Raw genomic sequence first — 16,562 nt, 5'->3', positions numbered from 1 at the left:
AAACAGCCGTGTGAGGTACGGGATACGTCCTTCATAGCGCGGCTGTTTTTATTTATGAAAAACTCAATATAAAGAGGATTCAACGGGCATATGGTGAAAGTGTACTGCAGTACATTTTTTCGGGGGGACGTGTCTATTATGAAAAAATACGGGTTGCCTTTGATCATCCTCTTGATGAGCATTCTTTACATTTTCTTCATTCCATCCGACCAGGTAGCGATCAAAACTCTGTTCAAGCTGATTCCTATGATGCTGATTATCGGTTATGCCTACCTGCATATGCCTTATTCAAAAACACGTATACACTATATGATGCTGATCGGATTGTTCTTCTGCATGCTGGGCGATGGCCTGATCATATGGTGGTTCGAGTTCGGACTGGCCGCATTCCTGATCGGGCATCTATTTTATATGACGGGCTTCTTCAGCCGTTGGAAGTTTTCCATCATCCGTTTCGCCTGTATCATGCCTATTGCGGTGTATTCTTTCTTCATCGGTAAGGAACTTATCGCTGCACTGCAATTGAACGGACAAGAGTCTTTGATCATCCCGGTACTGGCATATATTGTGGTGATAACCCTCATGCTTTGGTCAGCCATCATGACCGGTAACCTGTGGGCAATCGCGGGAAGCATTCTGTTTATTATCTCTGACTCGATTCTGTCCTGGAATATGTTTGTATCCGACATTTCTTATTCCGATATGCTCATTATGACGACCTACTACAGCGCACAGTTTTTGATTGCACGGAGCATTGCGGCGTTTCAAGGTTCGAACCGATATCCTTCAACCAGGCATTTCCCTGTAAATTAATGGTTGTTAGTATACACCGTGTTATGTTACCATGGCATTAATTACGAAGCATTAAGCAAAAAGAGCAGCTCCCGGAGTCTAATTAGACTTCGGAGCTGCTTTTTTTATCTATCCCGCCAATTCCATAAACGGGCTTCACCCATATGAATATCCCTTACCCAGGGCTCTTTCTTGAGCTTTAACAGCTCTTTCGTCGGCCCGGTAACGACAGCTCCATAGATCTTTACACCGTTCGATTCAACATACTGCGTGATTTGATCGATCTCTAGGAACGGAGCAATCCTCCGGGTAATGGACGGGTAATCCTGCAGCAGTTGAAGTGTTTTGATGAAATTTTCATTTCTCAAATCACCGCTTCCATATTCCTCAACCGTCGGATAAGAGCCACCCTGCATTACCGTTTTACCAAACCAGCCTGATTTCTCTTCCTTGTAACTCGTAATCGTTATATCATCGTGGTGCCACATCGGGTTATAAGGAAATCCGATCAGATCGTTCTCTAACCCGGCATCTACCGCAAACCAGATGGGATCCATGTTCTTACCCTCTAACTGCTTCAATATTTCGTCCGTCGTGAAAAAATGATCGAATGATAAGTACGCCTCAGCTACGGTCCCTTCCGGGAGTTTCTCTAGTGTACTCCAATCCTGCTCCATATCTTCGTAAGTTTCTTCAGGAAGCTTAAAATGATTGTTATATTGATTATCATTGGACCATGTCATCTGCTGTATATTCGGTTTTCCAAACCTAAAGGACAACGAGTAATCGCCAATCTTATACCTTTCGTCACCCACCTGCTTTTTCATATCCCCGGTTAGCTCAAAATTGAAAAATCCATTCGTATTGCTGTTTAAGAAAACACTCACATTCGGATGGGTTACCGCGATCGCAAAAGAAGCCACATCACTATAGATTTCTCTTCGGCTCGGGTTACCCTCATTATAATAAATAGAACTAAATATACTACTTGCCCATGAAACCAAAATGAATATAAAGAACACACTTATAACCGTATTAATACGCGCTTTCCATTTCCCTCGCCGTATAATTTTCGCTTCAAGTCGCGACTCTGCCGGATTGTTGGCCCCGTCACGCTCCTTCCCCAGCAACTCATCTAAATGTGCCTGATAAACTTCCATTTTCTCAAGCTCTTTCTCGACCTCTCCCCGTTCCTCTTCAGACAGTTTACCTTCTTCATAATCCTGTAGCTTCCGCCGAAACTCATCACTCATTCTGACCCACCCTTCCCTTTCTGCTGCCGAAGTTTTTGTCTCGCACGAAACAGTAGTATTTTAAAATGAGACAGCCCCACCTTCATCAGATCGGATGCCTCCTGATATGACATCTGGTGAAATTCATACAGTATAATGGCCTGTTTCTGCTGTTCCGGCAATTCGTCGATTGCTAGCTTCAATTCGTCCCACCGCTCTTGCTCCATAACTTGTTTCTCTAACGTCTCGGGCCCAGATAATGTGTTGAAAAATCCGATATCCTGAATTATGGTGCGTTTGTTTTTTCGCTGTGCATCAATAAACGCATGATAAGCCACCCGGAACAGCCACGGCTTTACTTGATCGTCCTTGCAGTTTTCCAAGTGCAAGTATGCGCGATAAAAGGTTTCCTGCAATATATCCTCGGTCATATGGTGATCCCGACAGAGAGAGTACAAGTAACGATAAACGTCTTTCATATATTTTTGATAGATCCGGTCCAAGTCGTCTCGTTTCATTGCCTCCCCCCTCACCCTATACACGTATTGACCCTGCCAAAAGTTACACAAAAAACTTCATCAGCCCCAAAGAGCCAATGAAGTTTCATTTTGTAACTTATATAACACCGCAATACTTTGTATATTGGCTCTAGCGCATCATCTCTTTTACGAGCTCCCGGTTACGCTGTTTAAATAAATCATTGTGTGAGGATACCATACCCGACTTGTACGCATCAGGCTGGATATACTGCTTCGCTTGGTTAACCGCGTTAGCTGCATCCTGGAAGGCACCTGCGATAAGATGCAGCTTCCCGTCGTGCTTCAGAATGTCTCCTGCCGCATATAGCCCCTCAATCGAGGATGCACTATTGGCATCGCCTGCAATGTAATATTGATCCGCTATTTCAATATTAAGCTCACTGTTCTCAAGCAAGGTCTTATCCCGCTCATATCCGTGATTGATAATCACTTCATCGATGGATAATGTCGTTACCTCACCCGTCTCATGATTCGTGAGCTCCACTCGCTCGATCGTTTCATGATTGGCACCAGCGATCAGCTTGGTGATCGACGTATTCAAACAACAAACTGCCGAACTGCTCATCAGCTGCGCTGCTTGAGCCTCATGTCCTGCCAGCGCACCTTTTCGATAGGTCAGATAAACTTTCTTGGCAATCGGTTCAAGTTCATTGGCCCAATCGATGGCCGAGTTACCTCCCCCTGAAATAATGACCGTTTTATCCTTAAATCGCTTTAAAGATTTCACCGTGTAATTTAGGTTAGACACTTCAAATCTTTCTGCTCCTTCAATCTCAAGCTTTTGCGGATTCAGAATCCCGCCTCCGACAGCAACGATTACTGTTTTAGAATAATGCTTCTGCCCTGAAGCGGTATGTAATACGAATATTCCGTCATCATCCCGTGTAATCGACTCCACTTTCTCATTAAGATGCACTTCCGGATTAAACGTTAATCCCTGCTCAATCAATTGTTCAATGAGCTTTGCTCCAGTAACCGGTGTAAGTCCACCAACATCCCAGATCATTTTTTCTGGATACACATGTATTTTACCGCCCAAATGCGGCTGATACTCAATAATTTTCGCTTTCATCTCCCGAAGCCCACTATAAAAAGCAGAGTAAAGCCCTGCAGGCCCTCCTCCGATTATCGTCACATCAAACAAATCTTGTTGTTCCACAATCGCCCACCCCCTGAATTAATCGTTAATGATTATCATTCTCAATACAATATAATCTCATTCTGCTCTTTTTACAACTAAAATTAGAGGTTGACAACATAATTGCATAACTTTAAAGTAATAAAAGTAGTGAAACTGATAATCATTATCAATAAAATCAATCTTTAATCAATCTAAATGGAGGTTCCCTCATGACTCGTCTATATACAGAGGACTTAAGCATTGGCTATGGTGAGCGTCTTATTGTGAAGCGGCTTAGCGTGAAGATTCCTGACAAAAAAATCACCACGATCATCGGGGCCAATGGCTGTGGTAAATCAACACTGTTAAAAGCCATTACGCGCATTATTTCACATCAAGATGGAACGATCCTGTTGGATGGAAAACATATCGCCAAAGAGGACACCAAGGCTCTAGCCAGAAAGATGGCGATTCTCCCCCAGTCACCCGAAAGTGCTAGCGGACTCACCGTCGGCGAGCTTGTATCCTACGGTCGCTTTCCATACCAGAAAGGTTTCGGTCGTTTAACGAAAAAAGATTACGAAGTCATCGACTGGGCTCTTGAGGTGACAGGAACCATAGAATTTAAGTTCCGCCCTGTAGATGCCTTGTCGGGAGGACAGCGTCAACGGGTCTGGATTGCCATGGCTTTAGCCCAGGAAACAGACATTATTTTTCTGGATGAGCCCACTACCTACCTGGATTTGGCGCACCAGCTGGAAGTTCTGGAACTGCTGCAAAAGCTGAATCTGGAGCAGGAACGCACCATCGTCATGGTACTGCATGACCTGAATCAGGCTGCACGTTTTGCCGACTATATCATCGCCATGAAAGACGGTGAAATCGTCAAATCCGGAAGCTGCGAGGAAGTGATCCATCATGATGTGCTGCGAAAAGTGTTTCAGATTGATGCCGAAATCGGCAAGGATCCCCGAACGGGTAGACCGATGTGTATCACATACAACTTACTAAAAGGAGAACCTACTCATGAGAAGAAAAATATACATCCCGTTCGTTCTACTGTTACTGCTGGCTCTTAGTGCCTGCGGCAATCCGTCTACCGATAAAGAGGGCGTCAAGGCCCCTACCGATAAAGAAAAAACCGAATCAGCAACCATTACGTACCAATCGGAAAGCGGTCCTGTCAAGGTGCCTGCTGATCCGCAGCGTGTCGTCGTGCTGTCCAGTTTTACAGGGAATATTATGTCACTTGGCGTTAACGTCGTCGGCGTAGATTCCTGGTCCAAGAATAACCCTCGTTTTGAACAACAACTAAAAGATGTTGCAGAAGTGAGCGATGAAAGCCTCGAGAAGATCATCGAGCTCGATCCCGATCTGATCATTGGTTTGTCCAGTATTAACAACGTTGATAAGTTGAAAGAGATTGCACCAACCGTAACGTACACCTACGGTAAAGTAGACTACCTGACACAGCATCTGGAAATTGGTAAATTGCTCAACAAGGAAAAAGAAGCTGCTGCATGGGTGGATGATTTTAAAAAACGCGCAGCGCAAGTCGGAGAAGACATTAAGACCAAAATCGGGCCAGATAAGACCGTATCCGTTATCGAAAATTTCGATAAACAGCTATACGTATACGGCGACAACTGGGGCCGCGGTACGGAAATCCTGTACCAAGAAATGAAGCTGAACATGCCGGAGAAGGTAAAAGAAACAGCGCTCAAAGCTGGCTATTATGCCTTATCTTCAGAAGTTCTCCCGGAATTCGCCGGTGATTACGTCATTCTGAGCAAAGACCCAGATCAAGACAACTCCTTTCAGCAAACCGAGACGTACAAGAACATTCCCGCTGTGAAGAACAATCAAGTGTTTGAGGCCAATATGAAAGAGTTTTACTTCAATGATCCGCTTACGCTCGACTTCCAGCTGGATTTCTTTAAAAAATCATTTCTTGGTAACTGATGAACGATCATGAGTACTGAAACGAAACGTACCATTCCATTTGTTTATAAGCTGATAGCCGGTATAGCCATGTTTGCTGCCATGTTTATCGTCGCCATGTTATTTGGAGCAGCCGATACAACCATAAACGATGTATGGCTGGCGCTTACCTCGAATGCCCAAGGAGATAAAATTACGATCCTCCGAGAAATTCGGATGCCCCGCGAAATGGCTGCCATCTTTGTCGGCGCTGCACTGGCAGTCTCGGGTGCTGTTATGCAAGGCATGACCCGTAACCCATTAGCAGATCCCGGTCTGCTTGGGCTCACAGCCGGTGCCAATGCGGCACTGGCTATAACGATGGCTTGGATGCCTTCTGTGAATTATTTCGGCATTATGATTGCCTGTTTTATCGGTGCTGCTGTCGGTTCTTTCATGGTGTTCAGTTTAGGCGCCATAAAAAAGGGCGGCTTTTCTCCTCTTCGTCTTGTTCTGGCAGGATCTGCCGTATCCGCGTTCTTGTACGCGATCGCTGAAGGCGTCGGCATTTATTTTAAAATATCCAAAGATGTCTCCATGTGGACAGCCGGAGGTATGATCGGCACCACCTGGAGCCAGCTTCAGATTATCGTCCCTGTTATCGTGATCGGCATCATCATTGCCCTCCTCCTCTCAAGGCAGCTTACGATTCTTAGCCTGAGTGAAGAGGTCGCCGTAGGCTTGGGCCAAAAGACGGTTCGTATCAAAGCCATTCTATTTATCATCACGATTTTGCTTGCTGGGGCATCTGTCGCCCTCGTCGGGAACATGGCATTCATCGGACTGATGGTTCCCCATATTGTTAGAGCGGTTGTCGGAACGGATTACCGGTTTATTATACCGATGTCGGCAATCTCCGGCGCAACCTTTATGCTGTTTGCTGATACGCTCGGACGTACCCTCAATGCTCCGTTCGAAACTCCAGTGGCGGCTATCGTGGCGATGATGGGCTTGCCTTTCTTCCTGATAATCGTTCGTAAAGGAGGAAAAGCATTCTCATGATCCATCCGGCACTTATAAAAAAACGACGATTGATTCTCATCGGATTGACTGCACTTATTGTTGTAACAGCCATCATCAGTATGGGGATAGGCTACTCTTCCTTGTCCCATGACAGACTGATCCCGACTCTGCTCGGTCAAGGGACGTTCAAAGAAAACTTTGTGCTTTTCTCTATTCGTTTACCGAGATTGCTGATTACGCTGCTTGCAGGAATGGCGTTGGCGTTATCCGGTGCTATTTTGCAAGGAATAACACGTAATGATCTCGCAGACCCGGGGATCATCGGTATTAACTCGGGTGCGGGTGTAGCGATCGCCATATTCTTTCTGTTCTTTCCGATTGAGGCGGGCTCATTCGTGTACATGCTTCCTTTGGTCGCATTCCTCGGTGCATTGATTACGGCATTTCTGATCTACGCACTTTCGTACAACCGCATTTCAGGCCTGCAGCCGACAAGATTAGTACTGATTGGTGTCGGTTTCTCGATGGCTCTGTCGGGCGTGATGATTGTCATCACTTCATCCGCGGAGCGTTCTAAAGTCGATTTTATCGCAAAATGGATCGCCGGAAACATATGGGGCTCGGACTGGCCATTTATATGGGCTATTCTCCCTTGGCTGATCATTCTCATACCATTTACGCTGTACAAGGCGAATCGGTTGAATCTGCTGGGGCTCAGCGAGCCAGTCGCCGTCGGCGTTGGGGTATCCATTGAAAAAGAACGTCTTATTCTGCTTCTGACAGCCGTGGCACTTGCCGCTTCTGCGGTTTCGGTAACAGGCGGTATCGCCTTTATCGGACTCATGGCTCCGCACATCGCCAAAGCGATGGTCGGACCGCGAAACCAGATGTTTATCCCGGTCGCTATTCTGGTCGGCGGATGGCTGTTGATGTTCGCTGACACAATTGGACGCAATCTGGTTGATCCTGATGGCATTCCGGCGGGGATTATGGTCGCGCTGATCGGCGGACCTTACTTTATGTATCTGCTCCTAAAAAAATAGATTGACAGCGGTGTCCGAAAAAAGTTGAAAGTCCCTTGAGCCTAACGCTCAAGGGACTTTTTCTACGGCTTTGCACAAGGGTCTACATGATTGACCGTGCACCTTGCTTATTTTGAAATATTAATGAGCCCTTCGCCGAACACGTCTCATGAAAAAAAACACCTGACGAATATCTCAAGGAAAATCTCATCGTTTATGTTACTTTCCCGGCAATGGCAGGCCTACCTCCAGTTGGCTTAAGGCCGTATCCAACAATTGCTTGAAATCAGCATCCGGATGTTCTGCATAATACATCATGACTGAAATGTTCACACCGATGACCGCCCCGGCAAAAGTACGAACTGCCATATCGTCCGGCGAACAGCCAATACGCTTGGCCACCATCTCCGAAATCAACTTCATCGTCTTGGTCATGTTGTTCAAGGTTGCCGCCCTGAGCTCGGGAATGCTCATAATCAGTTGATCTCGTTCTCGCATCGTGGCCAGCTCGCCATCCGACAGTTCTTTAACTCCCGAGGTCATCGCTTGACGGACAGCTTGAATCGGACTTAGATCTGAAGGTTGATCTTCAAAAGCAGCGATAAGAAGCGGATCGTAATTATCTGTAGTGACTACCTCTTCCTTGGTTGAAAAATATCGAAAAAAAGTACTCGGTGATATTTCCGCAGCCTCGGCAATTTGTTCGACGGTAGTTTCGTGATAGCCCAGTTCTCTAAAAAGACGCAACGCATGCATCTGAACTGCCGCCATGGTCTTGGCTTTTTTGCGTTCTCGCAACCCAATGGTTTTTTGGTTACCTGATGACACGCCGCTCACTCCCCAATGGTATTTTGCTTCGAACTCCATTTATTCGATCCCATAAACCGTCCCATAATCAATCATATGTAAGTTTAGCATGATTACGAAATGATGAGAAGTTAGCATACTCTAGCATGATCATTCAACTGTTCTTGCATCATCGCTGGTTTTTATATTTTCACCGCGAATATCACAAGTCCCTTTGAACAATACCGGCCCATCCTGCACAGCTCCCCGCTGCAAGCAGCCCCAATGCGCCGAACACTGATGCGATAGGCAGCCCCTCTCCCCCACTAATGGCTGCTGCATCAAACAATTTAAACAAGTTAGCCTCTGCCATCCACATAAAACTATCATTCAGGCCAGAGATTATATTGAATAAAAACATAATTGATACTATTCCAATCCCAATCGACAAAGCTCCGCGTTCAGAGTTCAGCCATGGAGATAATGCAAATCCGATTCCCATAAATGCTAATGAGGTCAATAATCCTGCCAACATAACGTTCGCTACTGCCCAAGGCGCATTCAGCATACCGATAAAATTTCCTATCAACAAGACAATTCCTGTCGATACAACAGCAATCACAATCACTTGATTAATATGTGCGAGCCATTTAGCCCAATCATGGAGAAAAAGCCAAGGAGAAGTAAAAAAAATGTGAATGGCTGTCCGGATACCCATCCTTCAAAAGTAGTGAGGTTTTCGGACTTGGAGGCTGCCGCGGGGATGGCTTGGAGAAGCCCTACGACTAATAAAGCAATCCAGAAGCTTCTTTTATTTTGGTTAAACTCATAACGCATCATTTTATTCATGTCCGAGCCCCCCATCTGACCCATTAACTCCCGAAACATACTCGCTCATAAATTTTTCCTCAAGCGACGTTCTCCGCACGCTCAAATCCTTAACTGGCATTTTGGACAGTACAGCAAGAAGAGAACGAAGTTCCTTATCCTGAACACGGAATCGGTAAATACCGTTTTCACATCTGGTATTCGGATCAATTTTATACAGTTCCTGCAGCTGACCGCGTTCATCTATTTCAGAAAAAGAAACCTCAATGAAATGGTCGCCCGCAGCGGAAATCTCTGATACCGTTGATACTTGTATTAAGCGCCCGTCTCGGATAATGGCAACATGGTCACATAATTTTTCAACTTCAGTCAGTATATGAGTTGAGAAAAACACAGTCGTTCCTTTTAACTCATTCCATTCACGGAGTATTTGGAAAAATTGTTGCTGCACGAGTGGATCCAATCCCGAGGTTGGTTCATCTAGAATTAGTAATTCCGGATTATGAATAAGCGCAAGAAGAATGCCGAGTTTCTTTCGATTGCCCAATGAATAGGATTTGATTTTCTGATTCCCATTCCATTGAAGTCTTTCTGCATAATCATGAAGCGGCGACTTTTTTAAATTTACTCCGTGTACGTTTGCCGTGAAGTTCAGGACCTGATTGCCTGTCATATCTGGATAAAGCTGAACCTCAGAGGGGAGATAACCTATTTTTCTGCGCAGTCGCGGGTCGTCACCGTTGATACGATGTCCCAAAATAAATATCTCTCCTGAAGTAGGAGCAATCAATTGCAAAAGCAGTCGTATCGTCGTCGATTTTCCAGCCCCGTTAGGCCCGATGAATCCGAAGATTTCGCCTCGCTCTACCTTTAGATTCAGATCAATCACACCACGCTTGCCGCTGTATGTTTTATTCAGATTCCGGAGGAGAATGGCAGACATACTACACCACCTTATTAGTGATTTTACTTTACGAGGTTGTTCAAAAAGTCCGCTTTTGATAAGAAAACCTCTAACGAGGCCATTCAAGGATGAGCGACCGCGATTCAAAGGTTGGTTTTCTTGCGATATAGAATTTCATCAGCTCCGCTGATAACTTATAAATTCTATATCTAACACGAAGTGAATCAGGAAGTGGGCTCGGCATCGAATCTTGAATTCAACCAGTCCTTCCGGTGCTCACGTACCCAAAACAGATGATGCTTCCGAAGACGTTTTCTACGAAAACGTGCAGCTCCGCTCCTCAGTCCCTAGCTTCATCCAACTGAAGCGTTTGAAAAAACGCACATCGAAAGCATAAGCTTCGGTGCTGAAAACCGACCTTTTTGAACACGCACTTTATGTAACAAACTTGCTTATTCCCCACTCACATTTTGATTCAACTCTGGCGTTCTGTTGGAGTTTGTCTTCTTTTGTATAAAAATTATTGTTAGAAGTAGTCCTAGAACCGCGACTCCTCCGCATACCCACAGCATCATTTCCATTCCAGCAACGAAGGAAGCGCGTACTGAGTTTAATAAAGCTGCCGATTCGATTTTCTGTGCTACTGCTGCTCCAGCGGATACGCTGCGCTGCACAACTTCTGCAACATCTCCCGGCAAACCGCTCAAATCAAGATTATTTCGATAGTAAGTGCTGAGAACGGTCCCTAATATAGCAACCCCCATCGTCCCCCCAACTTGACGTAGTGCCATAATTAAAGCCGAACCTACGCCGCTGCGTTCCGCCGATAGCGGCGACATCGCGACGTCCATTGCCGCGGGCAAGGCCAATCCAATCCCAAAACCAACTACAGTAACCCATATTGAGGCAAAGCCGTATCCACTATCTATACCCGTATTGGCTCCAATAGCTAAGCCGGCAAACAGTATTAAGAAACCAAGCGCCATAGTAGCCCGGGTACCAAACTTCGATTGAAGTTTATCGGATATAGGGGCACCAATCAGAAGACCTAAAACTAATGGCAGCAAGCGTAATCCGGAATGTAACGCATCTACCCCTTGAACCGCTTGGAAATATTGAGGTGTAACGAATAACACTCCAAACAAGGCAAAGGATATGACAGTGGCCAGTATTGAACCCCATGTAAATTTGGATGAGCGAAATAATGATGGATCAATAAGCGGTTGCTGGACACGTTTTTCCCATAACATGAAAATTACTAAGCACAATATCCCACCAATCATAGTAGATAATGCTGTAACGTCTCCCCAGCCATTTTCGCCAATTTCAATGACTCCGTATGTCAAGCTGACCAATCCAAGGCTTGAAGAAAGGATACCTATCGTATCCACTTTTTGCTTAATTTCGCTGCGCGTTTCAGGCAACAAGATAGAAACGGAGAATAAGGCAATGATGACTAGTGGGACATTGATCAGGAAAATTGAACCCCACCAATAGTTATTCAGCAACCAGCCCCCCACAATCGGCCCCAGCGGAATACCGAGCGCGTTAGCCATCATCCATACGCCTATTGCTTTAGGACGTTCTTCCTCAGAGAACAACACCGGTATGATCGACATTGACAAAGGTACCAGAAATGCAGCACCAAGTCCCAGAACTGCGCGTCCAGCAATCAGCTCCCAGGTTGTACTAGCGTAAGCACATACTGCAGAAGCCACCCCAAACACGAGCAAACCAGTAATAAGCATCTTCTTTCTTCCCAATCGATCACCTAGCAAGCCTGCTGGCAAAAGCATAGCAGCAAATATTAGGTTATACGCATCCGCAAACCACTGCAGATCCCCATTCGTTGCATGCAAATCCGTAGCAAGAATAGGCAGGGCGAGGTTAAGAATGGTCATATCTAGTCCGACCGCAAGGATCCCCACTGCAAGAGCACCCAGTACCCACCATCTTCGATTCCCTTGATTAATCATGAGAGTTACCTCCTTTTCAATTTCAATAATGAGAGTTTATTTCATTTGATAGTTACTGTCAAATTATTTTTATCCTAATTCCTGGTTTTTTTAAAGCATCTGACAACGACCTCCTCCCATCCATGCGGCAATCGACAAGGTTACACTCTTCAGCCGTTGCATCGTCCGGACAACGCAAAAAAACCCGGGAACACTTCCCGGGGCAGATCTCTGACTTATAAAAGTAAAATGGCTACCGCGGTCGTCACAGCTAAACCAATCAATACCGGCTTAAGGTTCCGCCGCACCAGCTCAAACGGACTCACACCGCAAATGGCGGCGGCCGGAATAAGGGCCCACGGGATAAGCGTTCCGCCGCCCACCCAGATTGCCGCTACCTGGCCAAGCGCCGTTAAAGTCGCCGCACTTGAATGAGTTGCCACGGCAAACAGCTGCGCGATCGACCCGGCAAGCGAGATGCCGGAGAAGCCCAACCATCCAATCCCGTAATCGCTCCGGTAATCGTCAAGGTTACGGCCCCTACCGCTCCATTCATCGGCACACTACCAGCTAAAGCCACGCCAAGGTCGTTCACAATGCCATGCGAAGCTTCCGGCAGCACTTTACCGAACAGATCTGTGAATGCCGAATCGCCCAGATAGAAAAAGGCCGCAATGGGAATCACCGGTAGGTTGCCTGTTAAAGTACAATTCTTCACAATCTCGCATTCAATGTAACAAAAAAGATACCCTATTTAAATGTATCGCACATCCATTCATAAAACTTTTCCCTCTCTTCAAATTGTGGATAATGAGCTGACTCTTCAAAAGAAATGAACTCCTTGTGATCCGCTTCAATCATATCAAAATATTTTTTTGCTGCATTAGATGATGCCATAGCGTCGTATTTACCCATTACAAAATAAAATGGTAAATCAAGTTTGGTAACGATCTTAGATAGCGGCTTATCAAGAACCTCATTTACAAGCTGTGCTTGTGTCTTAAATCCACTAGTATAGCGAATTAAATCTAACAAATTATATTCACGACTTAATAGTATCCCTAATATATTGCCATCCGGCATATTGATAAGTCTTGTAGCGCCGCCGTACTTCCCTACATAATCTCTTGGAGCCACTGCCTCTCCTTTATATATATTTTCAGCGATCCCCTCTAAGTACTTCACATCTTCTGTATTTCCGGCTTTTTTCGCTTCACTTATTGTATAATTCAAATTATCTATTTCACTTTCTTGCATATTACCCAGTTGACCAATCCCAATATAGGTTTCATATTTTTCTGGTGCTTTATAAGCAGCCATTGTTCCTAAATATGTACCGTAAGAATGACTTAATAAGATCACTTTCTCTTTACCTAATCGTTTCGAAATATAATCGGTAAGTTCTAATAAATCATCTACAAGTACATCTGCCGTTAAATTAGAATAATCCTCATTAAAATGATATGATTTACCGCTTCCTCTTTGATCGTAATTAACGATAGTGAAATCCTTTTCTAACAAGTCCTCGTACTTAGCTGCATAAGGAATTTCGGAACAAGCCGGTCCCCCGTGTACAGAAATAATAACCGGGTTATTTAGATCACGGCCTCTAATCATGATTTGCTGTTTGGTGCCATTGATCTCAACTTGTTCTAAGACACTAATACTGTTATCCCCTTTTATATTCGAAGTCCATGTGGGCCTGAAAAGTGCAATTACCAGTATGATAATAATGAATACACCGACATATCCGACATATTTTATGAATCTCTTTAAATTTTTCATCTAACCCCTCCTTACCCAATACTCTACAATTGAAAAGTAATATACTGTAGTGCCGGTAAGTCATTAATAAGTCATAAATATTTTTAAATACAACGAAAATTATGACCTTTGGCTAATATTTAAATAAGGGGCTGCAATCAAAAAAGAGCGTAGACAAAGTCGAATTAACTTCATCTACACTCTCTTATTTAATGTTTCTTATCTTCTATAAGACTCTCTTCCATTGCTTTAGTAATAGCGGAAGATCTATTTTTTACATTCAATTTTGAATAAATGGTAGAAACATAATTTTTCACAGTCCCCATGGAAAGAAACATTTTTTCTGTAATGTCTTTATTGGACAATCCTTGGGTTAAACATTTGAGTACTTTTATTTCTTGATGATTTAAATCATAGGGATGATTCATAGCGTTATAGTCTTGATCCGAGTGTGAGTTATGATTTAATTGTATTTGACCAAACACCTCTTTTGCTAATTGTTGAGGAATAAGGGAACCTCCGTGATACACCATTTTAATTCCCTGAACTAAATATTCTGGATCAACAGCCTTTAATATATAACCCTCTGCACCAGCATTTAGGGCATTCAAAACGTGAGTGACATCTTGAAAAGTAGTAAGGATGATCACTTTTATATTGGGCCAACGTTTTTTTATTTCTTCTGTCGCCCTAACCCCATCCATCACCGGCATTTGAATATCCATTAAAAGAATATCAAGGTTTTCCCTTTCGCATAAAGCAATTGCCTCTTCTCCATTTTCTGCAGTTCCAACAATCTCAATGTCAGAAATATTTTCAATCACAATTTTTAAACTTTTTCTTAGAATCTCTTGATCTTCAACGATTGCCGCTTTAATCATGATCATTAAACTTCCTTTGCCATAGGTATGTTACACGTTATCCTCATGCCATTATTCAATTTAGAATCAAAGTTAACTGTACCTGCTAATGCCGATATTCGATCTTTCATGGAGCGTAAGCCAAATCCTAAATTCAATTCATTACAACCATTTCCATTGTCTTCTATAAGAACAATTAATTCTTCTTGTTTAAACGAAATATTTACAGCAATAAAAGTAGCCTGACCATGTCTTTTCGCATTTGTAAGTCCTTCTTGGATACAACGAATAATGGCAAACTTTACTCTTTCACTGACTTTGGTCGCTTCCCCTTCGACATTCAGTTGTATATCTGTTGATGTATGTTTCATAAAATCAGCAATCAATTCTTTCACTGATTCAACAAGTGTCTGATGGTCCGTTGGAGACATATGGTGAATTGTCTTTCTCACATCGTTCAAGCCATTCCGTGCTAAATCTGAAATCTCTTTTATACTTTTTTCTGCTTCTTTTTGATCTGCCCGATATAGAAAAGGAAGGGCATCTAAGCTTGTTATGACCGATGTGAAAATATGGCCTACCGTATCATGCAAATCTTGTGAAACTCTATTTCGTTCTTCCTTTATCGTCAGTTCCTCAATTTTTTTGGAGTAATACTCCAAATCCTTATTTTTTTCCTCTATAGAGGCAATTAACTCTTTATTAGCTTTATTGACGATGGTCATCCTTCCTAAGCAAAACCCAATACCATAAAAAATAGTAGTATCAATGAAGAGTTTAAAGAAATCCTGATTAGTGAAGAGACTGCCTGCCCATGTACTAGCTAATACGGCGAAAGGTCCTAACCAAATTAATGGCTTAACTTGACAAGCATAAGCAAGAGTAAGGATAGGCACAAGTAAAAAACTGTACGTCACTGATATATCATACTGACTTGATAAGTAAATAAACAAAGACCCCGTTAACAACACCTCGGCCATTAAATAATAATGGAACTTTATAAGCCCAGGCCGATAAAATAGATGGGGTATGATATAAGAACAACTAGCCCATAAAAGTATAATCCACTTTTCCGAACCAATCGTACTAACGAATATCGCGTATCCATTAAAAGAAAACCATACCGTACGCATGAGAAATAGAAAATAGTCGGGCCAATGCCATTTCCTTTGATCTATTATTGCTTCCACTTTTATTCCCCCATCTTCGGTGTATATACCATCATTCCTAATACTAATCATTTTCGAATCCTACCTGGAGATGATAAATTAAAACTGTACTGTAGTTTCAAAAGAGTCAACATTTTCAATTCTTTTTTGTATTTATTTGTTCTAAACTTCTAACAATTATACCATTTCCTTCTTCACTGAAACTCCAGTTAGTTTAGGTGAGACACTTCATATTTTTCTCTTCATGTTCTATAGAACCAGACTGAATTTTGAGGGGGAAAAGTATGGGGATAGAATTCACGGCTCTCCATTGGATTTACGTTGTTTTTATTGTCCTTATCATTGGCTTTATGGTTAAACGTCGCGATACCACCCTCATTTGTGTAGTAGGCATCTTCATGCTAGCAATCTTTGCTACAGGCGATTTAACTGCGTCCATTAGTGGTGTTTTTAATAGTTTTATTTATGCCATTACAGAGCTGTTGTCGATTATTCTTATTATTTCTATCATCGTTGTATCCCGCCGCCGGATCAGCAGCGCCATAATAAACACGATAAACGCCAGATATACATAATGAATTGCCGTCAAATGAATGCCCACCACGAGGCCACACCCTTCCCGAAACCTCCAAAAGTTGTGTTATATGC

The 16,562-nt window shown here is 43.5% G+C and carries 16 protein-coding genes and 2 pseudogenes; 6 read left to right on the top strand and 12 right to left on the bottom strand.

The features are described 5' to 3' along the window. The first annotated feature begins 138 nt into the window (after positions 1-138). A complete protein-coding gene (locus AC2TF5_RS01060; RefSeq protein WP_491300456.1) occupies positions 139-813 on the top strand; it encodes a lysoplasmalogenase in 675 nt (224 codons plus the stop codon). A gap of 104 nt (positions 814-917) precedes the next feature. Here the strand turns inward: AC2TF5_RS01060 and AC2TF5_RS01055 are convergent, their stop codons facing one another. The 3 genes from AC2TF5_RS01055 to AC2TF5_RS01045 all read right to left on the bottom strand — a co-directional run bounded on the left by AC2TF5_RS01055 (position 918) and on the right by AC2TF5_RS01045 (position 3,722). Next, complete coding sequence (locus tag AC2TF5_RS01055; RefSeq protein ID WP_491300455.1) at positions 918-2,045, bottom strand: anti-sigma factor; 1,128 nt, start codon at positions 2,043-2,045, stop codon at positions 918-920. Continuing rightward, positions 2,042-2,542 carry a sigma-70 family RNA polymerase sigma factor gene (locus AC2TF5_RS01050; protein ID WP_491300454.1) on the bottom strand — a complete coding sequence of 167 codons (501 nt, stop codon included), beginning with the start codon at positions 2,540-2,542 and terminating at the stop codon, positions 2,042-2,044. Before AC2TF5_RS01050 ends, AC2TF5_RS01055 begins: the two co-directional genes overlap by 4 nt. Positions 2,543-2,672: 130 nt before the next feature. Next, on the bottom strand, positions 2,673-3,722 hold the full coding sequence (locus AC2TF5_RS01045) for an NAD(P)/FAD-dependent oxidoreductase (protein ID WP_491300453.1): 1,050 nt from the start codon (positions 3,720-3,722) through the stop codon (positions 2,673-2,675). Between the two features lie 191 nt (positions 3,723-3,913). On the opposite strand from AC2TF5_RS01045, the gene AC2TF5_RS01040 reads away from it, so the two are divergent. The 4 genes from AC2TF5_RS01040 to AC2TF5_RS01025 are packed head-to-tail and all read left to right on the top strand — an operon-like array spanning position 3,914 to position 7,669. Further along, positions 3,914-4,762 (top strand): ABC transporter ATP-binding protein, encoded by an 849-nt coding sequence (locus tag AC2TF5_RS01040; RefSeq protein WP_491300452.1) that lies wholly within the window; start codon positions 3,914-3,916, stop codon positions 4,760-4,762. Continuing rightward, on the top strand, positions 4,710-5,645 hold the full coding sequence (locus AC2TF5_RS01035; protein ID WP_491300451.1) for an iron-hydroxamate ABC transporter substrate-binding protein: 936 nt from the start codon (positions 4,710-4,712) through the stop codon (positions 5,643-5,645). The genes AC2TF5_RS01040 and AC2TF5_RS01035 overlap by 53 nt, the downstream gene beginning before the upstream one ends. A 9-nt stretch (positions 5,646-5,654) precedes the next feature. Further along, entirely contained in the window at positions 5,655-6,665 is a 1,011-nt protein-coding gene (locus AC2TF5_RS01030; protein WP_491300450.1) for a FecCD family ABC transporter permease, read from the top strand. Then, entirely contained in the window at positions 6,662-7,669 is a 1,008-nt protein-coding gene (locus AC2TF5_RS01025; protein WP_491300449.1) for a FecCD family ABC transporter permease, read from the top strand. The genes AC2TF5_RS01030 and AC2TF5_RS01025 overlap by 4 nt, the downstream gene beginning before the upstream one ends. A gap of 198 nt (positions 7,670-7,867) precedes the next feature. Here the strand turns inward: AC2TF5_RS01025 and AC2TF5_RS01020 are convergent, their stop codons facing one another. From AC2TF5_RS01020 to AC2TF5_RS00980, 9 genes and pseudogenes are all read right to left on the bottom strand, one after another. Beyond that, positions 7,868-8,476, bottom strand: a complete 609-nt coding sequence (locus tag AC2TF5_RS01020) for an acyl-CoA-like ligand-binding transcription factor (protein WP_491300448.1) — start codon at positions 8,474-8,476, stop codon at positions 7,868-7,870. 181 nt (positions 8,477-8,657) lie between these two features. Further along, complete coding sequence (locus AC2TF5_RS01015) at positions 8,658-9,023, bottom strand: hypothetical protein (RefSeq protein ID WP_491300447.1); 366 nt, start codon at positions 9,021-9,023, stop codon at positions 8,658-8,660. Positions 9,024-9,058: 35 nt separating this feature from the next. Further along, a complete protein-coding gene (locus tag AC2TF5_RS01010) occupies positions 9,059-9,283 on the bottom strand; it encodes a hypothetical protein (RefSeq protein ID WP_491300446.1) in 225 nt (74 codons plus the stop codon). Continuing rightward, complete coding sequence (locus AC2TF5_RS01005; protein WP_491300445.1) at positions 9,276-10,205, bottom strand: ABC transporter ATP-binding protein; 930 nt, start codon at positions 10,203-10,205, stop codon at positions 9,276-9,278. The genes AC2TF5_RS01010 and AC2TF5_RS01005 overlap by 8 nt, the downstream gene beginning before the upstream one ends. A 413-nt stretch (positions 10,206-10,618) precedes the next feature. Further along, positions 10,619-12,142 carry an MFS transporter gene (locus tag AC2TF5_RS01000; protein WP_491300444.1) on the bottom strand — a complete coding sequence of 508 codons (1,524 nt, stop codon included), beginning with the start codon at positions 12,140-12,142 and terminating at the stop codon, positions 10,619-10,621. A gap of 215 nt (positions 12,143-12,357) precedes the next feature. Continuing rightward, positions 12,358-12,809: pseudogene (locus AC2TF5_RS00995) on the bottom strand (hypothetical protein); the annotation flags it as partial. A 62-nt stretch (positions 12,810-12,871) separates the two neighbouring features. Then, positions 12,872-13,906, bottom strand: a complete 1,035-nt coding sequence (locus AC2TF5_RS00990) for an alpha/beta hydrolase (RefSeq protein ID WP_491300443.1) — start codon at positions 13,904-13,906, stop codon at positions 12,872-12,874. A gap of 188 nt (positions 13,907-14,094) precedes the next feature. After that, positions 14,095-14,766: a response regulator transcription factor gene (locus AC2TF5_RS00985; RefSeq protein WP_491300442.1), complete on the bottom strand. Its 672-nt coding sequence runs from the start codon at positions 14,764-14,766 to the stop codon at positions 14,095-14,097. A 5-nt stretch (positions 14,767-14,771) separates the two neighbouring features. After that, positions 14,772-15,935 (bottom strand): sensor histidine kinase, encoded by a 1,164-nt coding sequence (locus AC2TF5_RS00980; protein ID WP_491300441.1) that lies wholly within the window; start codon positions 15,933-15,935, stop codon positions 14,772-14,774. Between the two features lie 263 nt (positions 15,936-16,198). On the opposite strand from AC2TF5_RS00980, the pseudogene AC2TF5_RS00975 reads away from it, so the two are divergent. Further along, positions 16,199-16,471: pseudogene (locus tag AC2TF5_RS00975) on the top strand (hypothetical protein); the annotation flags it as partial. Positions 16,472-16,562 lie beyond the last annotated feature (91 nt).

It is taken from the genome of Paenibacillus sp. JNUCC 34, from assembly GCF_058269055.1.
The sequence above is the reverse complement of the archived record's forward strand: the minus strand, read 5'-3'. Positions and strand labels throughout refer to the sequence as shown.

What these genes read in the sequence shown, in the direction of transcription:
- AC2TF5_RS01060 (WP_491300456.1), top strand. Translation starts at nt 139, where the DNA reads ATGAAAAAATACGGGTTGCCTTTGATCATCCTCTTGATGAGCATTCTT.
- AC2TF5_RS01055 (WP_491300455.1), bottom strand. Translation starts at nt 2,045, where the DNA reads ATGAGTGATGAGTTTCGGCGGAAGCTACAGGATTATGAAGAAGGTAAA.
- AC2TF5_RS01050 (WP_491300454.1), bottom strand. Translation starts at nt 2,542, where the DNA reads ATGAAACGAGACGACTTGGACCGGATCTATCAAAAATATATGAAAGAC.
- AC2TF5_RS01040 (WP_491300452.1), top strand. Translation starts at nt 3,914, where the DNA reads ATGACTCGTCTATATACAGAGGACTTAAGCATTGGCTATGGTGAGCGT.
- AC2TF5_RS01035 (WP_491300451.1), top strand. Translation starts at nt 4,710, where the DNA reads ATGAGAAGAAAAATATACATCCCGTTCGTTCTACTGTTACTGCTGGCT.
- AC2TF5_RS01030 (WP_491300450.1), top strand. Translation starts at nt 5,655, where the DNA reads ATGAGTACTGAAACGAAACGTACCATTCCATTTGTTTATAAGCTGATA.
- AC2TF5_RS01025 (WP_491300449.1), top strand. Translation starts at nt 6,662, where the DNA reads ATGATCCATCCGGCACTTATAAAAAAACGACGATTGATTCTCATCGGA.
- AC2TF5_RS01010 (WP_491300446.1), bottom strand. Translation starts at nt 9,283, where the DNA reads ATGAATAAAATGATGCGTTATGAGTTTAACCAAAATAAAAGAAGCTTC.
- AC2TF5_RS01005 (WP_491300445.1), bottom strand. Translation starts at nt 10,205, where the DNA reads ATGTCTGCCATTCTCCTCCGGAATCTGAATAAAACATACAGCGGCAAG.
- AC2TF5_RS01000 (WP_491300444.1), bottom strand. Translation starts at nt 12,142, where the DNA reads ATGATTAATCAAGGGAATCGAAGATGGTGGGTACTGGGTGCTCTTGCA.
- AC2TF5_RS00990 (WP_491300443.1), bottom strand. Translation starts at nt 13,906, where the DNA reads ATGAAAAATTTAAAGAGATTCATAAAATATGTCGGATATGTCGGTGTA.
- AC2TF5_RS00985 (WP_491300442.1), bottom strand. Translation starts at nt 14,766, where the DNA reads ATGATTAAAGCGGCAATCGTTGAAGATCAAGAGATTCTAAGAAAAAGT.